Below are 26197 nucleotides of genomic sequence, written 5' to 3'. Positions count from 1 at the left end.
ACATGAAAGCATTTAAATATATAACAGGTTTATTGGTGCTGGCAGCTATAATAAGCAGTTGCCATAAGGATCTGGACCGTGTGCCAACAAACGCGCTTACTGCCGATAAGGTATACAGCACCCCCGAAGGCTACAAGCAATCAATGGCGAAAATTTACGGAGCATTCGCGCTTACCGGCAACGGTGGCCCTGATGCTGCCGAAGGAGATATAGCCGGTATTGACCAGGGGACATCAGATTTTTTACGATTATTCTGGAACCTGCAGGAACTTACCACCGATGAAGCCGCCATTGTATGGAATGACCCCGGCTTGCAGGATTTTCATGCAATGAACTGGACATCAACCAACGTTATGATACGCGGATTGTACAGCCGTTGTTTATATCATATCACGGCTTGCAATGAGTTCATCCGCGAATCAACAGACGAAAAAATTGCATTGCGTAATATTACCGGTACCGAAGCCGAAAACATACGCCGTTACCGTGCTGAAGCCCGTTTTTTACGCGCGTTTGAATACTGGGTACTGATGGATCTGTTTGGCAATCCGCCGTTTGTAACGGAGAATGATCCGATAGGTAAATTTACCCCGCCCCAAACTACCCGCGCCAGCCTGTTCAGCTACATCGAAAGTGAATTAAAGGCGATTGAACCGCAGTTGGTAGCCGCCAAACAAAATGAGTATGGCCGTGCCGATCAGGCAGCCGCCCAGGCCTTGCTGGCACGCATCTATTTAAATGCAGAGGTATATCTTGGACCGGGCAACAATAAGTATAGTGAAGCGATAACTTATGCGGATAAGGTAATTAACTCGGCGTATTCGCTTAATGCATCATACCGTAGTTTGTTTTTGGGCGATAATAACCGTAATAATACCGAAACCATCTTCGCCATAAATTATGATGGCGTGAATTCGCAAACCTATGGTGGAACCACTTACCTGATTAATGCTGCCGTAAGCGGTGCTATGGGCCCGGCTACTTTTGGTGTACCTAACGGCGGCTGGAGCGGCATGCGCAGTACGCGCAACCTCCCCGAAACATTTGGCGACTACAGCGGGAATACTGACAGGCGCGCCATGTTTGCAGGTAATAAAATTGAAATGGATGATGTTACTGTTTTTACCGATGGGTTAGCGGTAGCCAAGTTTAGCAACATTACATCAACAGGTACTACCCCGGCATCGCCAAACGGTGTTTACGCATCTACTGATTTTCCGTTGTTTCGCCTTGCCGAAATGTATCTGGTATATGCCGAAGCGGTAAAACGCGGCGGGACAGGTTCAGAAGCGACCGCTATCGGTTACATCAATCAGTTGCGCCAGCGTGCTTATGGTAATAATAGCGGTAACATAAGCAGCTACACGCTTAATGATGTACTTAATGAGCGTACCCGTGAGCTTTATTGGGAAGGCTTCCGCAGGAGCGACCTGATCCGCTATGGCAGGTTTACTAATGACAGTTACCTGTGGCCATGGAAAGGCGGCACCCGCAATGGCCGTGGAGTAGAGTCTTTCCGCTCACTGTTCCCGCTGCCATCAGCCGATATAAATGCTAACCCTAACCTGGTGCAAAACCAGGGCTATTAAACATTAATCACATGAGAACACATATAATCAAAAGCTTGTTTATAGCAATGGCCGTGCTGGTTATGCAGGCCTGCAAAAAGGATACGGTGATGGTAAAATCATCAACCGAGGGTACCGCGTCAACCCTTAAAGCCAGCGCTACCGATGTGCAGTTAAGCAGCGAAACAGCAGCCGATAACGCGGTAACATTTACCTGGAATAAGGCTGACTATGGTTATAATGCCGCTGTATTATACACATTGCAGATAGATAAAAAAGGCAACAAGTTTGCCTCTGCCAGGGAGTACGCTCTTGACGGCACCGCGGCGCTTGAGCAAAAATTTACCGTTGGCGATTTAAATAATGCTTTAGTACTAATGGGGCTTACCCCCGGCGCAGAAGCTGAACTGGAGGTGAGGGTAAAATCAGAACTGCGTACCAATGTAGATACTTTATTTTCAAACGTGATTGCGGTTAAAGCAACACCTTACGCGGTTATTGTAAACTATCCATCATTATACGTACCTGCCGCTTACCAGGGCTGGACACCTGCTACAGCCGAAAAAATAGCATCAGTACTGGATAATAAAGAGTATGAAGGCTATATAAATTTTGCTGATGCCGCTAATTTGATATTTAAGATTACCACCGATGTTAACTGGACTACTACTTATGGCTGGGCAAGCAGCACCAATACCGATAGCTGGGCCGGAGGTACTTTTGCTGCCGGAGCAAGCGGTAATTTGTTTGTACCTTCAACAGGCTATTACAGGCTGATAGCCAATACCAAAAATAATACGTGGGAAGCACAAAAAACCACTTTTGGTATAATAGGGGATGCTACACCAGGCGGATGGAATAGCGATACCAATATGAGCTTTAATACAACTACAAAAGAGTGGACGGTAACGGCTAACTTAACGGTTGGTAAAATTAAATTCAGGGCGAATAGCAGTTGGGATATTAATTATGGCGACAATGCCCCGGCAAACGGTTTCCTGAAACAAAACGGGGCTGATATCCCGGTTACTTCGGCAGGCAGGTATACTATCGTTCTGAACCTGAGCATACCGGGTAATTACACCTATTCCATCACCAAAAATTAAACGCAACATGAAAAAGAATTATATACTGACCGCTTTGGCATGCGCCGGCTTACTGGCCGGTTGCACCAAGGATATAAGCGCGCCGCAGTTTCCGGATGAGCCGATAAACGCAGGTTTTGCCAAAGGCGCCGATGTGAGTTGGGTAACCCAAATGGAAGATAACAGCATAAAGTTTTACAACAATGCCGGTACCGCTCAGGATCTGTTTACTATACTGAAGGATAAGGGCATGAATTCTATCCGTTTGCGTGCCTGGGTTAACCCGGCAAACGGCTATAACAATACCGCTGATATGGTTGAAAAAGCAGTACGGGCAAAAAACGCGGGCTACCGCCTGATGCTTGACCTGCATTACAGCGATATATGGGCTGATCCGGCTAATCAAAACAAACCTGCCGCATGGGCCAATCTGGATTTCGCTACCCTTAAAACTACTGTTGGCACATATACCGTAAGCGTAATGAATGCCCTAAAAGATAAAGGCATTACGCCTGAATGGGTACAGGTAGGCAATGAAACTAATGATGGCATGCTGTGGAATGATGGCAAGGCATCAGACAACATGAAGAATTTCGCGGAGCTGGTAAATGCAGGTTATGAAGCAGTAAAATCAGTTAGCAGCAGCAGTAAAGTCATCGTACACCTTTCAAACGGTTACGATAATGTTTTGTTCCGTTGGATGTTTGATGGCCTTAAAGCCAATGGTGCTAAATGGGATGTGATTGGTATGTCGCTTTACCCAACAACATCAACCTGGCAAACGCTTAATAAACAATGTCTTGCCAACATGAATGATATGGTTGCCCGTTACGGCAGCGAGGTAATGCTTTGCGAGGTAGGTATGCCCGCTACAGAGGCGGCTGCCTCAAAGGCGTTTTTAACCGATATTATTGTTAAAACCAATAGTGTTGATGGCAAAAAAGGCCTTGGTGTATTTTACTGGGAGCCGCAGGCTTATAATGATTGGCAGGATTACAAATTGGGTGCTTTTGATGCCGAAGGAAAGCCAACCATAGCTTTAGACGCGTTTTTAATTGAAAAATATTAATTGATGAGAATACCCCTGTTAATAAGTTTGTTGATACTGGCGGCATTGCCCGGGTTTACCCAGCGCGGTGCCGCTAAAAAAGCCGGAAGCGAAATTTATATTGATGCTAAAGGTATTATACGCTACACAAAAGATAATAAAGAGGCGGCTTACTTTGGTGTAAATTATACACTGCCTTTTGCTTATGGTTACCGCTCGCACAAAGTACAGGGCATTAATATTGAGCAAGCTATTGACAGGGATGTATATCATTTGGCACGATTGGGTATCAACGCCTTCCGTGTGCACGTTTGGGATACCGAGATCAGCGACTCGTTAGGAAACCTGAAACAGAACGAGCATTTACGCTTGTTTGATTATTTACTGGCAAAGCTGGAGGAGCGGGGCATCCGCATAATCATAACACCAATTGCCTTTTGGGGCAATGGCTACCCCGAGCGTGATGAACGTACCGGAAGTTTCAGCGATATATATGGTAAAGAAAAAGCGCTGGTGAATGAAAAGGCTTACATAGCCCAGGAACGTTACTTGCAACAATTTTTCAGGCATGTGAATCCGTATACCCGCAAAACCTATGTGAATGATGCCTTTATTATTGCCACCGAGGTAAATAATGAGCCTCACCATAGCGGACCAAAAGCCCGCACTACCGAATATGTGAACCGAATGGCGGCCGCTATAAAAAGCACGGGGTGGCGCAAGCCGGTGTTTTACAACATCAGCGAATCGCCCTGGTATGCTGATGCGGTGGCCAAGTCAGTGGCTGATGGGTTCAGTTTTCAATGGTATCCTACTGGTTTGGTTGCAGGGCATCAGCACAAAGGCAACCTGTTGCCGCAGGTAGATAATTATGTTATCCCTTTTGATACCATACCGGAGTTTAAGAACAAAGCCCACATGGTGTATGAGTTTGACGCGGGAGATGTGCTGCAGCCTTACATGTACCCTGCCATGGCGCGCAGCTTTAAAAAAGCGGGCTTTCAATGGGCAACGCAGTTCGCTTATGATCCGCTGGGTAATGCCTTTGCTAATACCGAATATCAAACACATTATCTTAACCTGGCATACACCCCGTCAAAAGCCATTAGTTTGCTGATCGCCGGCAAGGTGTTCAGGTCAGTACCCGTATTTAAGTCATATGGTAATTTTCCGGCTGATACGGTTTTTGGCCCTTTCAGGCTTAGTTACAAACAGCAGCTCAGCGAGATGAATAGTGACAAGGAGTTTTACTACTCCAACTCAACCGGCGCCAAACCCATAAAGCCATCTGCTTTGGCGCACATCGCAGGTGTTGGTTCATCAGCGATAATTAAATATAACGGTACAGGTGCTTATTTTTTAGACAAGTTGCCCGATGGTAGCTGGCGGCTTGAAGTAATGCCCGATGCGGTTGCCGTAAGCGATCCGTTCGCGAAAGCATCCCTGTCAAAACACGTTACCCGCATTTTTAGCACTGAAAGGCAAATGCGCATTGATCTGCCGGGTTTAAGCAAAGGCGTAACCGTTACCCCGCTTAACGCAGATAATCAATACACACCAAATGTTGTAGCAGGCTCATTTAGTATAAAGCCGGGTACCTACCGTATAGCGGCATCTGCAAAACCTGATTATAAACAGGGCATGCTTGTGAACGGAAACATTAAGATTAATGAGTTTGTAGCCCCTGCGGATGATAGTTTGAATATTGAGGTAAACCATCAGGCTTATCAAAGCGTAGCTGCCAATGCTCCGTTTAAAATAAAAGCCGTTATAGCAGGCATCACCGGGCATGACAGTGTGCGGGTGCTGGTTAACCGCTTAACCGGTGCATACCGTATACTCGCCATGCAGCAAACCGGCGCTTACACCTATGAAGCAACGGTACCTGCCGATATACTGAGCCCGGGTTTGCTGCAATACCGCATTGCGGTAACTAAGGCGGGTAAGGAGCCGGTTGTATTTCCGGGTGGTCAATCAGGCGAACCATTTGCCTGGGATTATATCAACCAACAGTATTATCAAACCATTATATCCGCTCCGGGTAGCCGCATTCAACTTTATAATGCCACCCGCGACAGGGAAAACGTGATTGTTTACTCACCCGAATGGAAAACCGATAGCTATGAGTATGTAACAAATGAAGATGGTAACCTGGCCATTGATATCAGCCATAAACCAAGCGGAAACGGACTTGGCGGATTAGAGCTATTTGTAAAGGATAATATCTCAGCATACGCTGTTAATATAAATAATTATCAATACATCAATGTAAAAGCAACGGGTAATGTAGCAGCCAAACTGGTGTTGATTGATGCTGATGCTAACTCATGGAGCGCCACCATCAATTTACCGGGCGGTATAGTTAAAGTGCCGTTAAGCGCTTTCAGGCCCGACTCGATGGTGCTGTTGCCGCGCCCATATCCCGGTTTCCAGGCTTTGGCATTTAAGCAATCAACAGGTAGCAGCCTATCGCTGCCGGATATTGAAAGGGTGCAGCTTCTACTTATTGGCGACAACGCTAAACCAGCTAATCTGATTATTGAAGGCATAAGCCTCGAAACCAAATAAAATTAAACTGATGATTTTTCTGAACCGCAGCCTGGTCTGCCTTTTTTTGCTCGTTATTTCCGCACAGCTATTTGCGCAATCGCCACGTAAACGGCAATTATTAAATGAAGGGTGGAAGTTTCACCTCGGCCATGCGGCTAATGCCGAAAAGGATTTCAATTACGGCATAGCCAATATTTTTGCAAAAACCGGCAGGGCCGAAAAAACAGCCATAGCAATTGATTTTGACGATGTCGCATGGCGAACCGTACAGATACCGCATGACTGGGCCGTGGAGCTATCTTTTGCCTACAAAGATCACGAAGATCTGAAAGATCATGGCTACAAGGCGCTTGGCGGTTTGTTCCCTGAAAACAGCATCGGCTGGTACCGTAATAAGTTCAGGATAGCGGCATCCGATTCGGGCAAACGCTTTAGTATAACCTTTGATGGTGTATTTAGAGATGCCAGGGTGTGGCTGAACGGGTTTTATATTGCCGCTAACCAAAGTGGTTATGTGGGCTTTACGGTTGATGTAACAGATTACATCAATTTTAAAAAGGAAAATGTACTGGTAGTAAGGGCCGATGCTACACAGTCGGAAGGATGGTTTTACGAAGGCGCGGGTATCTATCGTAACGTATGGCTCAATTCATACGACAATTTGCATATTGATGATGATGCCTTTGTATACACCAGCGTGCAGGCCGACGGGAAGGCCACCGTTAACATTGAGGCCAGCCTGAAAAATGATGGTTTGCAAAGTGCAAATGCGGTGTTTTATGCCCTGGTGAAAGATCGTTCCGGTAAAACGGTAGCTAAAACCGCGGAGCAGCAAGTAAGCTTAGATAACCATTCGGTAACGTTAATTAAGCAGCAGGTAGTGTTAGATAAAGCCCTGCTTTGGTCAATAGAGCAGCCATATCTTTACCATATTGAGCCTGTAATTAAACAAGGCAACAGCATTGTTGATAAACGCGATATACGCTTTGGTGTACGTACCATTGATATAAAGGCCGATGGAGTTTACCTGAATGGTAAGCATATCAAAATTAAAGGAACCAATAACCATCAGGATCATGCCGGTTTAGGCAGCGCCCTGCCTGATTACCTGCAATACTACCGCATAGGATTGCTTAAACAAATGGGATCGAACGCATACAGGGCCAGTCACCATGCCCCTACGCCGGAGTTGCTCGAGGCTTGCGATAGCCTGGGTATGTTGGTGCTTGATGAACAGCGCCTGCTGAACAGCAGCCCTGAATACATGGATCAGTTTGAGCGGTTGATCAAGCGGGACCGTAACCATCCGAGCATATTTTTATGGTCGATAGGCAATGAGGAGGGCTACGCGCAGGTTAATGGCTATGGCAAACGTATTGCGCAAACTTTGCTGGCAAAACAAAAACAGCTCGACCCAACCCGCACAAGCACTTACGCGGCAGATCTGGCTAATGTTTTTACAGGGGTTAATGAAGTTATACCGGTACGCGGTTTTAACTACCGGCAGTTTGCCGTGGCTGATTATCATCGCGATCATCCGCAGCAGCCTGTAATTGGTACCGAGATGGGTAGCACAGTTACCACCCGCGGTATATATGTTAAGGATACTGTACGTGCGTACCTGCCCGATCAGGATATTACAGCGCCCTGGTGGGCCAGTACGGCCGAACAATGGTGGCCGCTTGCTGCCGAGAACGATTTTTGGCTGGGTGGTTTTATATGGACAGGCTTTGACTATCGTGGTGAGCCCACACCGTATAAATGGCCTAATATCAGCTCGCATTTCGGCGTGATGGATGTTTGCGGTTTCCCGAAGAATATATATTATTACTACCAATCGTGGTGGAAAAATGAGGACGTACTGCACATTTCTCCGCACTGGAACTGGCATGGCAAGGAAGGGCAGAATATTGATGTTTGGATAAACTCAAATGCCGAAAATGTAGAACTGTTTTTGAACGGGAAAAGCCTCGGCAAAAAGGATATGCCGCGTAACAAGCATTTACAATGGAGTGTTGCTTATCGCCCGGGTACACTTAAAGCGGTAGGCTATCGTAACGGTAAAAAGTTAGTGAACGAAGTTAAAACTACCGGCATCGCATACAAATTAAAACTTACCCCCTCCAAACAAGTATTACTTGCTGATGGCCGCGACGCGGTTGTTGTTAATGTATCCGTATTAGATAAGAACGGCCTGGAGGTGCCCGATGCCATGAACGAAATCAGCTTTAACTGCACCGATATGCGTATAATAGGAGTTGGCAACGGCGACCCAAGCAGCCATGAGGACGATAAAACAACAACCGGGCAATGGAAACGTAGACTATTTAATGGCCATTGCCAGGTTATATTGAAAGCCGGTAAAAAAGAAGGCACCGCAACGTTGAATGCTTCTGCTACAGGTGTTGCAGGTAGCCAGCTACAATTTACTATCAAATAAAGTAAAACACTTGTTTGCTTAAAAGCTTTGCTGGCGAGGGAGGCACGGGTTTTAAAAAGTATCATTTTAGTTTTTGGATAGGATAATAAAGCCTATCCAAAAACTTATAAACGTTATGTGCTACAGGTTTTTGCTGCTGTAAACCAAGTGCAAAACCGGATCGGCCGAGTAGGCTGCCCAAAGCTCGTCAAGTGATTTGCCCGACAGATCAGCCCAGGTGCTCTCTTTAAAAGTGCCGTCTCTTAATTGTTTGTCTATCTGCACAATCATTCCCGGTTTAATTTTTTGGTCTATCCATTCAAAAAAGCGGGCGGTTACACGGTAGCTGTCCTTATATCCCTGGGCTTTTGCCTTAAAAGATGGCAGGTACCATTTAGAGCCTACATTGTCAACACCATATTTATAGCGAATAAAGTCGGCAATGCCTTCGGTTAGCCAAACCAGGTCGCGGCCATAGCTGTAACCATATCCCTGCACAATGTGCATCCCCTCGTGCGTTACCACATCAACATCAAACGGAAATTTGTTCATGTACCTGGTGGCAAACAATATACGGTTGCCTGATGCTTCGGCTACCCCTTTATACGCGGTGTCGGTAACAAAAACCACATCATGCGTAGCCTTGTTGTTAAACATGCCTACCAGTTTGGGGTAAACCTCAAAATAGGTTTCTATCAGGTTCTTCTGTATAGTGGCATCAAAGTTCGAGTTTTTGTTGATGAACACCAGCGAATAACCATCCTTTTTAATGGTATCAACAGATGCCCAGTTTTTATGCAAGGCATCATTTAGTAATTGCTGAAAATTGTCGAGGTTCTTTTTGCTTTTCAGCCACTTTCCATTTGCCACAATTTCGCCCGGAACCGCTTTTATGGTAAACCCTTTAGCCGTATCTATAATGCGCATGGTTACCTCGCGTTTAGTACGGTAACCATCGGCAGCGGCAAATGGGGGGTATGCATTCCTGAAAGCGGCGCCCAGTTTACCGGTATCAACTTTTGTTTTCGCGGCATCAATAACCGTTATTGAAAAGGCACGCGGCTGGTTACGTCTGCGTTGCGGATTTTGTCCGTTTGATGCCGGCGCTGTAGTTTGAGCTACAGTGATTGCGTAAAGCGAAACAAATAAAATAAGGCTGGTAATTCGTTTTATCATGTTGATGTTCTTGTTTGGCATAAATATAACTCAAGTTTATATACGTTTATGTAAAAAGAGCGTTGCTTTGCAATGTTCCTTTGGTTTTTAACATGCAATCACTTAGCTATCTATCGTTATGATGCAATCAAATCTGTTAATCAATTTCGGTACAAATCATACTTTATACATAACTTGCATATATTAACACCAGTACTTTTATGAAAAATATACTATTGGCATTGGCCTTGCTTACACCGGTGATGATGAACGCGCAGAATAAAAAGAAGGGGCCAAAAACGTTTGATCTTATTGTAGGGGCATATACTACCGATAACAGTAAAGGCATATCAGTATACCGTTTTTATGCCGAAACCGGTCGCCTGGCCTATCTTAGCCAAAGTGATGATGTGCCTAACCCATCATACCTTTGTATTGATAAGGATAAGAAGTTTGTTTACGCCGTTAGCGAAACCGATAATGGCGAAATTTACGCCTATAGCTTTGAGCCTAAAGGCGGCGTGCTGACTTTTATAAACAAGCAAAAAAGCGGCGGAGCCGCGCCGTGCTATATCTCTGTTGATGAGGATAGAAAGCATGTATTTGTGGCTAATTACTCAAGCGGCTCATTCGCGGCATTGCCCGTAAATGAGGATGGCTCGCTGAAACCACCGGCCCAGGTTATTCAGGATAAAGGCAGCGGTGTTAACAAACAGCGCCAGGAAGGCCCGCATGCGCATAGCGCATTCCTGTCTCCTGATGAAAAGTATGTATTACTGACCGATTTGGGTACGGATAAGATCAGCATAAAAAAATATGATAGCGGTGATTCAAAGCCCCTGGGCCCCGCACCGGTTGACTTTGTAAGTGTTGCGCCGGGCAGCGGCCCTCGTCACCTTGATTTTACACCCGATAAAAAATATATGTATGTAGTGCAGGAGCTTACCGGTGCTGTAACTGCGTTTGAATTTAATGGCGGTAAGCCTAAGCAGATACAATCAGTAACTATGCTGGCTGATGGCTTTAGGGGCGCGGTTGGCGCTGCGGATATTCACGTATCACCGGATGGGCGTTTTGTTTATGCCTCAAACCGCGGCGATGCTAACGAGATTGTAACCTACGCTATCAATAGCGAAACCGGCATGCTTACTTTTATTGACCGCACACCAACCCGCGGCAAAGCGCCGCGCAATTTTGTGATAGACCCTACCGGAAAATTCCTGCTGGTGGGTAACCAGGATACCAATACCATCAACGTGTTTAAGCTCGACCCTGCAAGTGGCAAACTTGGGTCAATGGTAACATCAACCCAGGTTGATAAACCGGTATGTTTAAAATTTGCCCCGGCAATGTAAGTACCCCACCTAAATCCTCCCCAAAGGGGAGGACTTATATCTGCAGATATAATCGTGACTTCAAGTCCTCTCCTTTGGGGAGGATTTAGGTGGGGTAAAAAAAAGGCAGAGCTACCAGCCCTGCCTTACACATAATATTAGGTTCAATTATTATTTCTTGCTGAATGTGTATACCACGTAACCCATTTGCGCGCCAATCGGCACAGGGGTTTTAAGCACTAAGGTTTCTTTATTAGCGGTGCCTACATCCAGGCGATAACCTTCGGTAACGTTTTTAGCCTTATCGCCTTCGTAAATCTTTTTAAACTGGAACTGCGTACCGTTCGGGCCTTCAAAAGCCGACCAGAAGATAGACTGCGAGGTGCCGTTATTTAACGTATACATACCGTTGCCGCTGTTAGTTAACTTCCATACGCTGCCAACAAAGGCGCTTGGTGGTGCCTGATCAAACGCTGATTGTACGGCGTTAGACAGTAACCCGCCTTCATAAGTAACGGTATTACATACCCAGGTATTTACAAACCTATCGCGCGGAACGTGTGATGATGTTGTGCTGCGGGTGCTTGAACAAGCCGAAATTACAAAGGTTAGGGCTAAAATGGCTAAGGTGTATTGAAATAGCTTTTTCATGTCTTTATTTATTATTTGTTCAGTATAACATAAGTTTTGTCAAAAGGTTGACAGTTTTTATAAGCGGCCAACTTTTTGCTGCTGCTTTGTTTGATTAAGCCTTATATTAAAGGTTTAATTGCATATTAATAATATACATCGCAATATTATATATTATAATGATACCTGTACGCTTGTTTAAAAATTATATAGGCCTGTTTTGTGTATGTATTATTATGGGTTGCGGCTATAAATCAAATACTGATAACCGCACGGTATTTAACATTAATTTAGAGGATGGCCTAACCTCGCTTGACCCGGCCTTTGCCCGCAACCAGAATGCCCTTTGGATGGATAACCAGCTATACAACGGCCTGGTGCAAATTAACGACAGCCTGAAAAGCGTACCCTGCATTGCCAAAAGCTGGAGTATTAGTGCCGATGGCTTGCAATACACTTTCCATTTACGTAATGATGTATTTTTTCATGACGACCCGCTGTTCACTAATGGCAAGGGCCGTAAATGCGTAGCGGCTGATTTTGCGTACAGCTTTGGTCGCTTGATCGACCCCAAAGTAGCCTCATCCGGCTCATGGATATTCAGCGATAAAGTGGCGGGTAAACAATCCTTCATCGCCCAAAACGACAGTACTTTTATCATCAAGCTGAAACAACCTTTCCCGCCGCTGCTAAGCTTGCTTACGGCACAGTACTGCTCGGTAGTTCCGCATGAGGTGGTAGAGCATTATGGTAAGGATTTTCGCAGCCACCCCATAGGTACCGGGCCATTTAAATTCAAGCACTGGAAGGAGCGGGAGGTAATGGTACTCCTGAAAAGCGAGCGATACTGGGAGAAAGACAGTACCGGCCGGCCGCTACCCTATCTGGATGCCATTAAGGCGGGTTTCATCAGCGATAAGCAAACCGCCTTTATGGAATTTATTAAGGGCGATCTGGACTTTTTTAACGGTATTGATGGTAGCTACCGCGATGATATCCTTACCAAATCGGGCAAGTTAACCAGTAAGTACGGGGGTAGGTTTATGATGAATATCAGGCCATATTTAAATACCGAGTATCTGGGTATACTGATCGATACCAATATCAGCATTGTAAAACACTCGCCATTAAAAATACTTAAGATACGCCAGGCGATCAACTACGCCATTGATAAGCAAAAAATGATCAAGTACCTGCGCAACAGCATCGGTACACCGGGCTATGCCGGGTTTATTCCGCAGGGTATGCCCGGGTTTGATGGCAAACAGGTAAGCGGCTACAGCTACAACCCCGATAAGGCACGCCGCTTATTAGCCGAGGCGGGTTTCCCCAATGGCCGCAACCTGCCGGAGATTGTGCTGAACACCACTACCACTTATCGCGATTTAATTGAGTATATACAGGGAGAACTTGACCGCGTGAACATTAAAACCCGTGTAGAAGTTACCCAGGGTGCCAGCCTGCGCGAACTGATCGCCAAAAACGGCGTTAACTTTTTTCGCGGATCGTGGATAGCTGATTACCCGGACGGAGAGAATTATTTATCTGTCTTCTATTCTAAAAACAAGATACCCTTTGGCCCTAATTATACCGGTTTTAATAATAAAGAATTCGACAGGCTTTTTGAGCAAACCTATCGTGTAAACAACGACCAGGAACGGTATGCCTTATACCGCAAAATGGATAACCTGGTGATGGGCCAATCGCCGGTAGTGGTATTGTATTATGATAAGCTGGTGAACCTGTACCAAAACAACATTAGCGGTTATGCTAAGAATGCTCAAAATTTGTTGGTGTTGAAGCGGGTGAGGAAAAATATTAAATGATACTACCGCTAAATTAAAATCACACAGTGCCGACAATCTCACCTTATTAAAAGACAGGCATTTTAACTATATTTGCAAAAAATTTTAGCAAAATACATCTCAACAAACCAAGCCGTATGTAAGCGGTTAATATTGTTCAATATACTGTATGACTGATAAAACTGTTGACCTGGGCGAACAAAGCGAAGTAGAAGTTTATGGCGCACGGGTGCATAACCTCAAAAATATTGATGTTTCGTTTCCGCGCAACAAGCTGGTTGTGGTAACGGGGCTAAGCGGCAGCGGTAAATCATCACTGGCGTTTGATACCATTTATGCCGAGGGGCAGCGCCGCTATATGGAAACATTTTCGGCCTACTCGCGCCAGTTTATGGGCGGTATGGAACGGCCTGATGTGGATAAGGTATCGGGACTGAGCCCGGTAATTGCCATTGAGCAAAAAACCACCAGCAAAAATCCGCGGTCAACAGTAGGTACCATTACCGAGATCTACGATTTTATGCGCCTGCTGTTCGCCCGCGCTGGCGAGGCTTACTCATACTCCACCGGCGAAAAAATGGAGCGCATGAGCGAAGACCAGATATTGCGTACCATCAGCGAAAAGTTTGACGGGCAGCCGGTAAACATTATGGCACCTGCGGTAAAAGGCCGTAAAGGCCACTACCGCGAACTGTTTGAGCAGATCCGCAAACAAGGCTACCTAAAGGTTTGGGTGGATGGCGCCATTATGGATGTTACCCCCAAAATGCAGGTTGACCGTTACAAGATCCACGATATTGATATTGTGGTTGACCGCCTTGTTATCAGCGAGAAGGATAGCAAACGCTTATACAGTTCGGTACAGGCGGCGCTTAAACTGGCAAAGGGCATCATCCGTATTGCCGATAAGGATAACAATGTATCGTACTTCAGTAAATATTTGATGGACCCGGTATCGGGTATATCTTACGATGAGCCGCAGCCTAATACCTTCTCGTTCAACTCGCCTTATGGTGCTTGTGATAAGTGTAACGGTTTAGGGTATATTTTTGAGGTGGATGAAAAATCGGTCATCCCCAACCCAAAGCTCAGCATACAAAACGGCGGACTTGCCCCGCTGGGCGAGTATCGCGAAACATGGATATTCCAGGTATTGAAAGCGCTGGCTAAAAAGTTTGAGTTTTCGTTAACCACACCTATTGAAAAGCTTGAACGTGATAAGCTGGACATTATACTTAACGGGACTGAAGAAAAGATAAACGTAGCCGTTGAGTACAATAAATGGAACGTACAAAACTACTCTATCAACTTTGAGGGTATTGTTAAGATGCTTGAGGAGCAGCAGGAGCGCCGTGGTGATGATGACCTTGACGATATGGAAAACTATCGTGTACTGCGTACATGCCCAACCTGCGGCGGCGCAAGGTTGAAAAAAGAATCGCTGCATTTTAAGATTGATGAGAAGAATATATTTGAGCTGGCCTGCATGGATATTAATAACCTGCAAGGCTGGTTTGAGGGTATTGAAGACAGGCTGAACGAACGTCAGAATGTTATAGCCCGTGAGATACTGAAAGAGATACGTGCACGCATTGGCTTTTTGCTGGATGTTGGCCTGAGCTATTTAACGCTTGATCGTACGGCTAAAACCCTTTCGGGTGGCGAGGCGCAGCGCATCAGGCTGGCCACGCAAATTGGTTCGCAGTTAATGAATGTAATGTACATTTTGGATGAGCCAAGCATCGGCCTGCACCAGCGCGATAACGAGCGGCTGATCAACGCCCTTAAAAACCTGCGCGACTTGGGCAACACCGTATTGGTGGTTGAGCACGATAAGGATATGATTTTAGAGGCCGACCATGTGATTGATATGGGCCCGGCAGCGGGTGTACATGGCGGGCAGATTGTAGCCCAGGGCACACCGCAGCAATTAATGGCCGAGCATACGCTTACCACCTCATACATCAATGGCGAGCGTGAGATAGCCATCCCTAAAAAGCGCCGTGACGGCAACGGCAAAAAACTGGCACTTAAAAAGGCTACCGGCCACAACCTTAAAAATGTATCGGTTGAGTTTCCGCTGGGTAAGCTCATTGGTATTACCGGGGTGTCAGGCAGCGGTAAATCAAGCTTAATTGCCGAAACGCTTTATCCTATATTGAACCATCACTTCTTCCGCGCCAAAAAGCAACCGTTGCCGTATGGCAGTATTGAAGGGCTGGAGCATATTGATAAGGTGATCGAGATAGATCAAACACCTATCGGCCGTACGCCGCGGTCAAATCCGTCTACCTACACAGGCGTATTTTCTGATATCCGTAACCTGTATGTACAACTGCCCGAAGCTAAGATACGGGGCTATAAGCCGGGCCGTTTCTCGTTCAACGTTAAAGGCGGCCGTTGCGAAACCTGCCAGGGCGCAGGTATGAAGGTGATCGAGATGAACTTTTTACCCGATGTGCAGGTGCCTTGTGAAGAATGCGGCGGCAAACGCTATAACCGCGAAACGCTGGAGGTACGCTACCGCGGCAAATCAATATCTGATGTGCTGGATATGAGCATTGAGGATGCTACCACCTTTTTTGAGCATATTCCATCCATCCACCGCAAGGTAAAAACCTTGTTTGATGTAGGTTTGGGCTATATCACACTGGGGCAATCGTCAACCACACTGTCAGGCGGTGAGGCGCAGCGTGTAAAGCTGGCTACCGAGCTTTCAAAAAAAGATACCGGCAATACCTTTTATATACTGGATGAGCCTACAACAGGTTTGCACTTTGAAGATATCAACGTGCTGTTGGGCGTACTTTACCAATTGGTTGATAAGGGCAACACCGTGTTAGTGATAGAGCATAACCTGGATGTAATCAAGGTGGTTGACCATGTAATTGATCTGGGGCCGGAAGGCGGATCAGGCGGCGGTAAAATATTGTTCTCGGGTACGCCGGAGGGATTATGTAAGGTTAAGGATAGCTTTACCGGCAGGTTTTTGAAAAAGGAAATGAACATCAAGTAATTTGTTACTATTAGTTAAATAATATTGCAACCAAATCGCGTTTAATACGTACACACCCATACGGCAAGGTCTGCCATAAAAAAGAAGTTGCTTTGTAACGGAGCCGCTTCTGAACCCAAGATGAAATTTTGATGAAATTTTTTCGTGATTTTTTTAAAACGCAAAATATTTCACATTTGATTGCGTTATTGATTTATAAAAAACATAAATACGCGTATGGACGAAACTTCTACAAAAAATTTATTTGCGGTCACTAATCATTTTATAGTGAAAGAGAGAGAGCATACAGAAAATCTGAATGCGGACGAGTTGATGTTTTTTCACTCACTCCGTACAGACCTGAACCAGTTGCAAATGCAGCCAAGGCTTCAAACCATACACCGCATACTTGATTATTCAAAAAGCATCAAGTAAATAATATTCAGGTTGATGGCTCATAGTTCACGGGTGTCGGTAAGGTTAATTCGATCACTGAACATAATGTACCGATGTTAAACCGGGTGAACTATGACCCATCAGCCATTGCTTCTTCCTTATAAATTCCGTTAACATTTTTATTATTCAGTACCAAAACTGAATACCTTTGCTGCTTACTGACAGTTGCTGTTGGTTCAGGATAATTACCCTATGCTAAAAAAGGAACGCTATCAACATTTTGTAGAATACTTCTCAAAAAATCAGCCCGACGCGGTTACCGAGCTGCATTATAATTCGCCTTACCAATTACTGGTTGCGGTGATCCTGTCGGCCCAATGTACTGATAAGCGCATTAACCAGATAACCCCGGCGCTTTTTGAGCGATTTCCGGATGCGGAGAGCCTGGCAGCATCCAATGCTGATGAGATATTTCCATACATACGCAGCGTTAGCTATCCTAATAATAAAGCCAAACATTTAGCCGGTATGGGCAAAATGCTGGTAGAGCAATTTAACAGCGTAGTGCCTTCGTCTATCGATCAGTTGCAGAAAATGCCTGGTGTAGGCCGTAAAACCGCCAATGTTATAGCCTCGGTTATTTATGATGCCCCGGCCATGGCTGTTGATACGCATGTGTTCAGGGTGGCTAACCGTATAGGGCTTACCAATAATGCCCGCACACCGCTGGCGGTTGAAAAGGAGCTGGTAAAGTACCTGCCTAACGAAGTGCTGGCCATTGCGCACCACTGGCTGATACTGCACGGCCGGTATATTTGCGTGGCCCGCTCGCCAAAATGCAATATATGTCCGCTAACCTGGTTTTGCCGTTATTATGAGCGAGCCAATACCGAAACGGCATTACTAAAGGCTGAAGCCGAGAAAGCACGTAAAGCCAAAGATGCCGCCAAAAAGAAAAAGCTTAACGTTATGGTGAAAGAGTTAAACAGGCGCAGTGTGGATAAAGATATTTGAATAGGCCTATCCTGTTAGGTATGTTTACATCAAGGATCAGAATAAAAAATAATTACTAATTTTTTTAGTAATTATAAATTAAAGTTTTATATTTGTTACATAATAATTTAAGATGAGTAACGCAGATAAATTGAAGGCATTACAGCTTACGCTTGATAAGCTGGAAAAATCATACGGAAAAGGCACCATCATGAAGTTGGGTGATACCGTTGTTGAGCCTACCGAAGTAATATCAACAGGTTCAATAGGCCTTGATATAGCTTTAGGGGTTGGCGGTTTACCTAAAGGCAGGATCATTGAAATATACGGACCTGAATCATCAGGTAAAACAACTTTGGCCATACACGCTATTGCCGAAGCACAAAAAAAGGGTGGTATTGCCGCATTTATTGATGCCGAGCACGCCTTTGATAAATTTTACGCTAAAAAGCTGGGTGTTGATGTGGAGAACCTGCTGATCTCTCAGCCTGATAACGGCGAGCAGGCCCTTGAAATTGCCGATAACCTGATCCGCTCAGGCGCTATTGATATCCTGGTGATCGACTCGGTTGCCGCGTTGGTGCCGAAGGCCGAGATCGAGGGTGAAATGGGCGACTCAAAAATGGGTTTACAGGCACGCTTAATGTCGCAGGCATTGCGTAAGCTTACCGGTACCATCAGCAAAACAGGATGTTGCTGTGTATTCATTAACCAGTTGCGCGATAAAATTGGCGTAATGTTTGGTAACCCTGAAACTACCACCGGTGGTAATGCGCTTAAATTTTACGCTTCGGTACGTTTGGATGTGCGCCGTATGTCGCAAATTAAAGATACCGACGAGGTATCAGGTAACCGCGTTAAGGTGAAGATTGTAAAGAACAAGGTAGCGCCTCCGTTCCGCTTGGCCGAATTTGATATCATGTTTGGTGAGGGTATCTCTAAATCAGGCGAGATCATTGACCTGGGTGTTGATTATAACATCATCAAAAAAGCAGGCTCTTGGTTCAGCTACGGCGAAACCCGCCTGGGCCAGGGCCGCGATGCCGTTAAGCAACTGATACTGGACAACCCGGAACTGATGGAAGAACTGGAGAACAAGATAAAAGAAACCGTAACCGGCGAAAGCATGGAAGAAGCATAAGCTTCACGGTTCTATTAAATACAAAATAGGCTGCTTTATTCATTTAAAGCAGCCTATTTTTGTTATGATGCTATGGCGATCAATACGTGATCTTCACTATCTGGTCTATTTCATCAGCCGGTAACTGATCGGTATAAACAATCAGTCCTGTTTTATCTTTCTTATACTTCAACTTACTGCTTCCATTAAACGCGGTAACCGTTTTAGGTTTGAATTTAAAGTCGGGTATCAATATCTGCTTCGCATCAGTAGCTTTAAGCACGTGCGCATAAACAGTTTTGCCTTTAGCGGTTACAGTGCCCCATGGTTGGGCTTTTACTAAGTTACCACGGGTACCGTAAATGGTTTCGCCATTTTTATCGATCCATGCACCTATCTTACCCAGCGTATCCACAAATTCCGGCTGAATTTTACCGTTAGGCATTGGGCCTATGTTCAGCAAAAAGTTGGCATCAAGGCCCGCGGCATTAACCAGGTAATGCACCAATTCTTTTACCGATTTATAATTCCTGTCGTTAATATTAAAACCCCAGCTACCGTTCATGGTTTCGCAGGTTTCAAGCGGCAGATCGCCAATTTTAGCTTCGCCGCTAAAACCGGTTTTGTTGTTGCCCGGCAAATCCTTTTCAAAAGCCTGAAAATCCTCACCTGGTATTGGTGCAAGGTGATGGTTATTGCCCACCATAATATCCGGGCCTAATTTGTGTATCAGGCTATATATTTCATCATAATGCCAGTTAGCGTTTTTGCGTTCCCAATGCCCGTCAAACCAAATGCCTTTTACACCGGGGTAATTGGTAATAAGTTCGGTTAATTGCGCCTTCATAAAATTGATGTAGCTGTTCCAGTCGCCTTTTTCAGGTACACCATTTACTATAGGGGAATTGAAGGCATAATCGGCACGACCCCAATCCAGCAGCGAGTAATAAAAACGCAGTTCAATACCTTGCTTCTGGCACTCCTCGGCCAGCTCTTTCATAGGGTCCTTTTTATAAGGAGTGGCTTTTACTATGTTATAATCTGATTGTTTGGTATCAAACATGCTAAACCCATCGTGATGGCGGGAGGTAATGGTAATGTATTTCATACCGGCACGTTTAGCAAGGTCAACCCATTCCTTAGCGTTAAATGCCTGCGGATTAAAAAAATCAGCAAGGCGCTTGTAATCGTTATACGGAATTTTGCGTGTATTCATCACCCATTCCCCATCGCCCAGGGTGCTGTATATGCCCCAGTGAATGAACATGCCGAACTTCATGTCCTTAAAATGTTCTCGGGCTTTGAGGTTTGATGCTGATGGCTGGTAGCCCGGTTGTGCCTTGGCAACCGAAATAAAGAGCATCAAAAAAAGCAGGTACAGATTTTTTTTCATCGATGTATAATTGGTATTTTCAAATTTACATCAATGCAAGGCTGTGTCTTAAACAATATTAACGTTTAATTAAGCTATTTTGGCAATGCAACAGTAGCCGGTTTATACAGCGTGCATTTTGGGCGACTTTTGAGGCAATACGGTTTGATTGGCTGTAATTGCTTTCATGCTATCGCGCTTAACAAACAGCAAAAATTCAACCGCTGCAATCAGCAATATGGTATAGCCAAAAAGCTCGGTACATTCTTCGGATGCGTTTTTTACCGCGCGAAAATAACGGTCTTCCATGATCTCCTGCCAAAATTTACCGCGCCCATATAATCTTGAAAAAACGTAGGTAGTTAAAAAGCCGGTTATGAATACGCCAAATGCAGGGGTATTAACAAAGGCGTTTATATTCTGCAAAAATTGCCGGCCATTGCGCCACAGGTACAATACCATGAACGCGAAAAGGCTGAACACGCCGACTTGCCATGCGCCGTCAAAAATATGCTCATCTAAAAATGAATCCTGCTCGCGGATGAATGAGGCTGTTACAAATGAGAACAAGAAAAAGGCAAGCGCCTTAAATTGTTTAAACCTGATAAAAACGATCATGTAAACGCTGGCTGCAACCAGCAAAAGCGCGCTTTGCATCAGCTCCGTCATGGAGTCTTCGTCAAACTTTGATTCCTGGCCATGAACCAACGTAGCATCCCAGCGAATAAATTCTGCCGCGCCAAATATTAATGCTCCGTAAACCACCAGCCTGATAAAACCTGATTTGATTCCGGTAAAATTTGCCTTCATACAGCTAAAATAAAGGCCATATTAAAGCAGTCAATGCAAATACGGTAATTTAGAAACCATTTGACATTTAACTTACAATTTATGTCGGTTTAACATTTAATTAATTAATGCAGTGTAAAATTTTCAGTTATTGATTGCAAAATTGATTTACTTATATTTAGGCAATGTATAAGTATCTGTTTTGTTGTACGGCATTACTGGCAGCTACCACTGTTGCCAAAAGCCAGTCTGAATTTGGTGATATGGCTAATCTGTTCACCACACCTGAGCACTATATTATTACCCATACCAATCATGCCCCGGTAATTGATGGCGATGTGAACGATAAAACCTGGCAGCAAGCCAAATGGACAACCAGTTTTGTTGATATTGAGGGCGATGCAAAACCCAAGCCCCAATATAATACCCGGCTTAAAATGCTTTGGGATGATACTAATCTGTACATTGCTGTAAAAATGGACGAGCCGCATTTGTGGGCTTACCTTACCCATCATGATGATATTATTTTTCAGGACAACGACTTTGAACTATTTGTTGACCCTGACAATGATGGCCGCAATTATTTTGAGGTAGAGGTTAACCAGCTTAATAAAATATTCGACCTGTTTTTGCCCAAGGCTTACCGCCATGCAGGCGATGCGCTGATTAGCTGGGATACACCGGGCATGCGCTCGGCAGTAAAACTGCAGGGTACCTTAAACAACCCAAAAGATACTGATAAGGGCTGGACGGTTGAATTCGCCATCCCCTTTAAAGCCATAATGTTTGGTTTTAACACAGGCAAACCTGACGATGGCAGCCTGTGGCGCATCAACTTTTCGCGTGTGGAGTGGGATACTAAAGTGGTAAACGGCAAATATGTAAAGTTAAAAGATGCCAACGGAAAGAATTTGCCTGAACGTAACTGGGTATGGTCTGCCCCGGGGCTGATCAGTATGCACTACCCGGAGCGTTGGGGTTACCTGCAATTTACCGGGAAAACTACCAGCGAGGGCATCAAATTTAATATACCGTATACCGATATGCAAAAACGGTACCTGTGGCTGGTATATTACAAACAGCAGGACTATTTTAAACAACATAAGTATTACTCAACCAGCCTTAAAGACCTGGGTATTGCAAAAGATGAGTACAACGTTTACGGAAAAAATAACGAACTGACGCTGTATGGCACCAAACTACAATATACCGCCACTGTAACTGATGGTAGCGGCGCCACCACATCCATAAATGAGGATGGCTTGTTTAAGCAAGCAAAAAAGTAGCCTTGGTAAACAGGCGCGGGCAATACAAATTGTGCGTGTATCTTTGCGCATCTAAATTTGTTTTATGCTTTGGTATCCTTATACGCAAATGAAACATGTTAACCGTGTACCCAAAATGGTGGCGGGCAATGGTGTAATGATGGAGCTTGAAGATGGCCGCAAACTTATTGACGGTATATCATCATGGTGGTCGGTTATACATGGCTATAACCACCCGGCATTGAACAGCGCCCTTGCCGAACAAGCGGGTAAATTTGCCCATGTTATGCTGGGTGGCCTTACACACCAACCGGCTTTACATCTTGCCGAAGCATTGGTGCGCATTACACCTGCGGGTTTAAATCATGTGTTTTTTTCGGATAGTGGCTCAATAGGTGTAGAGGTAGCCCTTAAAACTGCCATTCAATATTGGAAGAATCTCGGTTATGAAGGTAAAACCCGTATGGTATCACTAAAAAATGGTTACCATGGCGATACTTTTAAAGCCATGGAGGTTAGTGACGATTCGGACTTTAGCCGTGCATTTGCTGATGTACTGCACCGGGGATACGTTTTGGAGATACCCGGCGGGGGCTTTGATGCCACGGCCGAAATGGTAGAACCGGCTATTGACGCGTTGGAGCAATTGCTTACCAGTAACAGCCCCGGCATAGCCGCTTTTATTGTTGAGCCGATAGTACAATGCGCGGGCGGTTTTCATATTTATTCGTCTTTGTACCTGAAAGCTGCCCGTGAGCTGTGCGATAGATATAATGTACTGCTGATATTTGATGAAGTAGCCACAGGCTTTGGCCGTACCGGTAAACTTTTTGCCGCGGAGCATGCCGGCGTTACACCCGATATTATGGTAGTTGGTAAAGCCCTGACCGCCGGGTACATGGGTCATGCCGCAACTTTAAGTACCGATGCGGTATACAACAGCTTTTTGGGTGCCGATTATGAAAAGGCGCTGATGCACGGCCCCACCTTTATGGCCAATGCCTTGGCCTGTACCGTAGCGCTGAAAAGTATTGAATTATTTGAGCAGGAAGATTATCTATCCAAAATAAAACAGGTAAACGCCATTATTGAGCAGGAGTTTAGTACTATTAATTCGCCGCTTATTGCTGATAAACGATCAATAGGAGCTATTGGTGTACTTGAATTTAATGATGCCGCAATGCTTGATGGCTTTAAGGCTTTTGCTATGGATGAGGGTGTGTGGCTGCGCCCTATAGGCAAAATGCTTTACCTGATGCCTCCGTACATTATTAAGCCTGATGAATTGATCCGCATTATAAATGTTATGCGCAAATGGATAATTCGCTCTACCTAAAAATCAGTATTTTTTAACTTTAAGGTTATGAAAAGCAGGCGAATTATCGCTTAAGTATGTGGATTTTATAATATTTGTTTCGCTTACATAAATACATCTAACCTAAGCAAAGCATTTACTATGAAAAATTTATCTCAAAAAGCAGTTCTGTTTTTATTGCTGGTATTATTCTCGTGCAGTAAAAAATCAAACGTTGATGATCCGCAAACTTTACCTGAAGGCCAGGTTACCGAAGCCGAACTTAAATCATTAAACCCGTTGCCAACAATTGAGGAGGCTATTGCCGCCTATGATAAGGTAACTACGGATGACCCGGCTTTAAAGAACGATGAAGAAGCCCTGGGCCGAAAGTTGTTTAACTATTTTAAGTATGGAAAAGCTACCGGCGTGGCAAACCGTGAACTGGCACCTGATGGTGTTGCTGAGCTTGCAAAAAAGCTAACTTATGAAGAATGGAAGGTGGTTATCCTGAGTCCGAACAAAAGTTACAAGGCTTACAAAACGGTAGTGCCCGCCGGTACAGCGGCTCAAAGCAATTACCCTTGCGATGCTGATGCCGGGTTTGAGGATAGCAAGGCGGACGCTATACGCCATGCTTACTGGAATGTTTTGATGGCAAAGAACATTGACAGCGAATTTGCCGAGAAGATGGCTACCGCCCATGAATCAGAAGCGGGTGATGAATATGCTAAAAAAATGGATCTGCATAATAACGCAGTAGGCCGCCGTTTGGTTAAGGATAACCCTACAGCTACTACCGACCAATTGCTGCAGGTATTGATACAAGGCAAATTCACTTACTTAAATAAAGGTGACGCTATACCGGCCGATAACTCGTCATTGGTATATTTTAAGGCGAAGCGCGTGTATGATGGTACTTACAATGGCAGCATGACCAACCCAGACTCGAATGGTGGCCCGTGGACACTTGCGCTAAGCCTTAACCAATGCGGCGATGTTATACGCGGGCAATTTGAAATAACCCGCCCTAACAGTTCGATGCAAAAACGCAGGTTTACCGGCAAACTGGTGGGTAACAGCATTACCCTTGATGTAGCCACACCTTACGAGTTTGAAAACCCTGATGGCCTTACCCCATGTAATAATATGGTGATCAAACTAAACGGCGACGCAACTACACTGTCAGGCAATTGGACATCAAGTAACTGCTCAAAAGGCGGTGAACTTAAGTCGTCAAGATAGTGCATATATATTTAGTAGCATTGCATTATGGTGCATTGCTGCTAAATACTTACTCATACCTCAAGTATATGCTCACGGCTCCAATTGGATAACAAAAACATGACCTCCCTCAGCGTTTCACCTTTTTCGCTGAGGCTGTACTCCACCCGCGGCGGTACTTCGGGGTAGGCTTTGCGAATAACTATACCATCAGCCTCAAGCTCTTTTAGCTGCCTTGATAATACCTTAAGCGCCATGCCCGGCATGGTTTTATGCAACTCGCCAAAACGCATAGGGCCTTTAAGCAACAGCCAGATAATCGGCGGTTTCCACTTACCGCCAATAACACCAATAGTAGCGGTGATAGGGCATTCATCAGCGCTGTGATAATTTATTTCTTTTTTTTCGGCCTCTGCATTCATTAAATGCAAATCTAACAAATCTGTCATTACTTGACAAAAAGGTAACTACTTGACAGAAGTGAAGTATTGGCATACATTTGTTTTAAATAATAACAAGAATATATGAAGATCATCATTATTGGCGCATCCGGAACTATCGGAAAACACGTTGTTAAGGCGCTCGAAACAGATAACGAAATTGTTAAAGTTGGCTCAAAAAGCGGCGACTACCAGGTTAATATTGCTGATGCAAATTCCATAAAGGCGCTATTTGAGCAGGTGGGGCCATTTGATGCCCTGATAAGCACTACCGGCGATGCGCATTTTGGGCCGCTTGCGCAAATGAGCGAGGCCGACTTTAGGGTAGGTGTTGATAGTAAACTGCTTGGGCAAATAAACCTGGTGCTTATTGGCCAGCATTATATAAACCCCAAAGGCTCGTTCACACTAACGTCAGGCAGTTTGAGTAATGACCCTATTGTGTTGGGCGCGGCTGTAAGCGCCATCAACGGCGCGCTCGACTCGTTTGTTAAGGCCGCGGCTATTGAACTTGATAAGGGTGTGCGCATTAACGCCGTAGGGCCTACGGTTGTTGAGGAATCTCCGGCCTACTTCCCATTTTTTCAGGGGCATATTCCGGTGAGTATGCACCGCGTGGCACAGGCCTATGTAAAAAGTGTGCTGGGCGCGCAAACCGGGCAGGTATATCCGGTACTTTAATTAAGCGTAAATGCGCTGGTAAATTTTAGCAGCA

At 45.0% G+C, this 26197-nt stretch carries 20 protein-coding genes; 15 read left to right on the top strand and 5 right to left on the bottom strand.

Annotated features, from left to right (window positions below):
- Nucleotides 1–2: 2 nt before the first annotated feature.
- From LJ707_RS17125 to galA, 5 genes are read left to right on the top strand one after another with little or no spacing between them, the layout of a single operon-like run.
- The gene (locus LJ707_RS17125) at nucleotides 3–1589 is read left to right on the top strand and encodes a RagB/SusD family nutrient uptake outer membrane protein (RefSeq protein WP_228953302.1); all 1587 of its coding nucleotides are present in this window, start codon (nucleotides 3–5) and stop codon (nucleotides 1587–1589) included.
- 11 nt (nucleotides 1590–1600) lie between these two features.
- On the top strand, nucleotides 1601–2674 hold the full coding sequence (locus LJ707_RS17120) for a SusE domain-containing protein (RefSeq protein WP_228953299.1): 1074 nt from the start codon (nucleotides 1601–1603) through the stop codon (nucleotides 2672–2674).
- Nucleotides 2675–2681: 7 nt separating this feature from the next.
- A complete protein-coding gene (locus LJ707_RS17115; RefSeq protein WP_228953297.1) occupies nucleotides 2682–3722 on the top strand; it encodes a glycosyl hydrolase 53 family protein in 1041 nt (346 codons plus the stop codon).
- A gap of 3 nt (nucleotides 3723–3725) precedes the next feature.
- Nucleotides 3726–6269 (top strand): cellulase family glycosylhydrolase, encoded by a 2544-nt coding sequence (locus LJ707_RS17110; protein WP_228953295.1) that lies wholly within the window; start codon nucleotides 3726–3728, stop codon nucleotides 6267–6269.
- Between the two features lie 10 nt (nucleotides 6270–6279).
- Complete coding sequence (gene galA, locus LJ707_RS17105) at nucleotides 6280–8691, top strand: beta-galactosidase GalA (RefSeq protein WP_228953293.1); 2412 nt, start codon at nucleotides 6280–6282, stop codon at nucleotides 8689–8691.
- Nucleotides 8692–8811: 120 nt separating this feature from the next.
- Here the strand turns inward: galA and LJ707_RS17100 are convergent, their stop codons facing one another.
- The gene (locus LJ707_RS17100) at nucleotides 8812–9846 is read right to left on the bottom strand and encodes a basic secretory family protein (RefSeq protein ID WP_228953291.1); all 1035 of its coding nucleotides are present in this window, start codon (nucleotides 9844–9846) and stop codon (nucleotides 8812–8814) included.
- A gap of 200 nt (nucleotides 9847–10046) precedes the next feature.
- On the opposite strand from LJ707_RS17100, the gene LJ707_RS17095 reads away from it, so the two are divergent.
- Nucleotides 10047–11180 carry a lactonase family protein gene (locus tag LJ707_RS17095; protein WP_228953289.1) on the top strand — a complete coding sequence of 378 codons (1134 nt, stop codon included), beginning with the start codon at nucleotides 10047–10049 and terminating at the stop codon, nucleotides 11178–11180.
- 150 nt (nucleotides 11181–11330) lie between these two features.
- Here LJ707_RS17095 and LJ707_RS17090 read toward each other — a convergent pair whose 3' ends face one another.
- Nucleotides 11331–11810 carry a hypothetical protein gene (locus tag LJ707_RS17090; RefSeq protein ID WP_228953287.1) on the bottom strand — a complete coding sequence of 160 codons (480 nt, stop codon included), beginning with the start codon at nucleotides 11808–11810 and terminating at the stop codon, nucleotides 11331–11333.
- Nucleotides 11811–11968: 158 nt separating this feature from the next.
- Between LJ707_RS17090 and LJ707_RS17085 the strand changes: the two genes are divergently transcribed.
- The 5 genes from LJ707_RS17085 to recA all read left to right on the top strand — a co-directional run bounded on the left by LJ707_RS17085 (nucleotide 11969) and on the right by recA (nucleotide 19119).
- Nucleotides 11969–13615: an ABC transporter substrate-binding protein gene (locus tag LJ707_RS17085; RefSeq protein WP_370632414.1), complete on the top strand. Its 1647-nt coding sequence runs from the start codon at nucleotides 11969–11971 to the stop codon at nucleotides 13613–13615.
- A 148-nt stretch (nucleotides 13616–13763) separates the two neighbouring features.
- The gene (uvrA, locus tag LJ707_RS17080; protein ID WP_228953285.1) at nucleotides 13764–16610 is read left to right on the top strand and encodes an excinuclease ABC subunit UvrA; all 2847 of its coding nucleotides are present in this window, start codon (nucleotides 13764–13766) and stop codon (nucleotides 16608–16610) included.
- 267 nt (nucleotides 16611–16877) lie between these two features.
- A complete protein-coding gene (locus tag LJ707_RS17075) occupies nucleotides 16878–17024 on the top strand; it encodes a hypothetical protein (protein ID WP_228953283.1) in 147 nt (48 codons plus the stop codon).
- Between the two features lie 213 nt (nucleotides 17025–17237).
- Nucleotides 17238–17999 carry an endonuclease III gene (gene nth, locus LJ707_RS17070; protein ID WP_228953280.1) on the top strand — a complete coding sequence of 254 codons (762 nt, stop codon included), beginning with the start codon at nucleotides 17238–17240 and terminating at the stop codon, nucleotides 17997–17999.
- 112 nt (nucleotides 18000–18111) lie between these two features.
- Nucleotides 18112–19119: a recombinase RecA gene (recA, locus tag LJ707_RS17065; protein ID WP_228953279.1), complete on the top strand. Its 1008-nt coding sequence runs from the start codon at nucleotides 18112–18114 to the stop codon at nucleotides 19117–19119.
- Nucleotides 19120–19198: 79 nt separating this feature from the next.
- Here recA and LJ707_RS17060 read toward each other — a convergent pair whose 3' ends face one another.
- Together LJ707_RS17060 and LJ707_RS17055 are read right to left on the bottom strand one after the other, a co-directional pair.
- A complete protein-coding gene (locus LJ707_RS17060) occupies nucleotides 19199–20491 on the bottom strand; it encodes an alpha-L-fucosidase (protein ID WP_228953277.1) in 1293 nt (430 codons plus the stop codon).
- Nucleotides 20492–20593: 102 nt separating this feature from the next.
- Nucleotides 20594–21280: a hypothetical protein gene (locus tag LJ707_RS17055; protein ID WP_228953275.1), complete on the bottom strand. Its 687-nt coding sequence runs from the start codon at nucleotides 21278–21280 to the stop codon at nucleotides 20594–20596.
- Between the two features lie 164 nt (nucleotides 21281–21444).
- On the opposite strand from LJ707_RS17055, the gene LJ707_RS17050 reads away from it, so the two are divergent.
- The 3 genes from LJ707_RS17050 to LJ707_RS17040 all read left to right on the top strand — a co-directional run bounded on the left by LJ707_RS17050 (nucleotide 21445) and on the right by LJ707_RS17040 (nucleotide 25063).
- Complete coding sequence (locus LJ707_RS17050) at nucleotides 21445–22545, top strand: carbohydrate-binding family 9-like protein (RefSeq protein ID WP_228953273.1); 1101 nt, start codon at nucleotides 21445–21447, stop codon at nucleotides 22543–22545.
- A gap of 64 nt (nucleotides 22546–22609) precedes the next feature.
- Nucleotides 22610–23860: an adenosylmethionine--8-amino-7-oxononanoate transaminase gene (gene bioA, locus LJ707_RS17045; RefSeq protein WP_255678995.1), complete on the top strand. Its 1251-nt coding sequence runs from the start codon at nucleotides 22610–22612 to the stop codon at nucleotides 23858–23860.
- Between the two features lie 120 nt (nucleotides 23861–23980).
- Entirely contained in the window at nucleotides 23981–25063 is a 1083-nt protein-coding gene (locus LJ707_RS17040) for a hypothetical protein (RefSeq protein WP_228953264.1), read from the top strand.
- Nucleotides 25064–25116: 53 nt separating this feature from the next.
- On the opposite strand, the gene LJ707_RS17035 is transcribed toward LJ707_RS17040, so the two are convergent.
- Entirely contained in the window at nucleotides 25117–25491 is a 375-nt protein-coding gene (locus LJ707_RS17035; RefSeq protein ID WP_228953260.1) for a helix-turn-helix domain-containing protein, read from the bottom strand.
- Between the two features lie 75 nt (nucleotides 25492–25566).
- On the opposite strand from LJ707_RS17035, the gene LJ707_RS17030 reads away from it, so the two are divergent.
- Nucleotides 25567–26163, top strand: a complete 597-nt coding sequence (locus LJ707_RS17030) for a short chain dehydrogenase (RefSeq protein WP_228953258.1) — start codon at nucleotides 25567–25569, stop codon at nucleotides 26161–26163.
- The last annotated feature ends 34 nt before the right edge of the window (nucleotides 26164–26197 follow it).

The sequence above is a fragment of the Mucilaginibacter sp. UR6-1 genome (assembly GCF_020880975.1).
Taxonomy (GTDB): Bacteria; Bacteroidota; Bacteroidia; order Sphingobacteriales; family Sphingobacteriaceae; genus Mucilaginibacter.
This window is presented reverse-complemented; position numbering and strand designations above follow the sequence as displayed.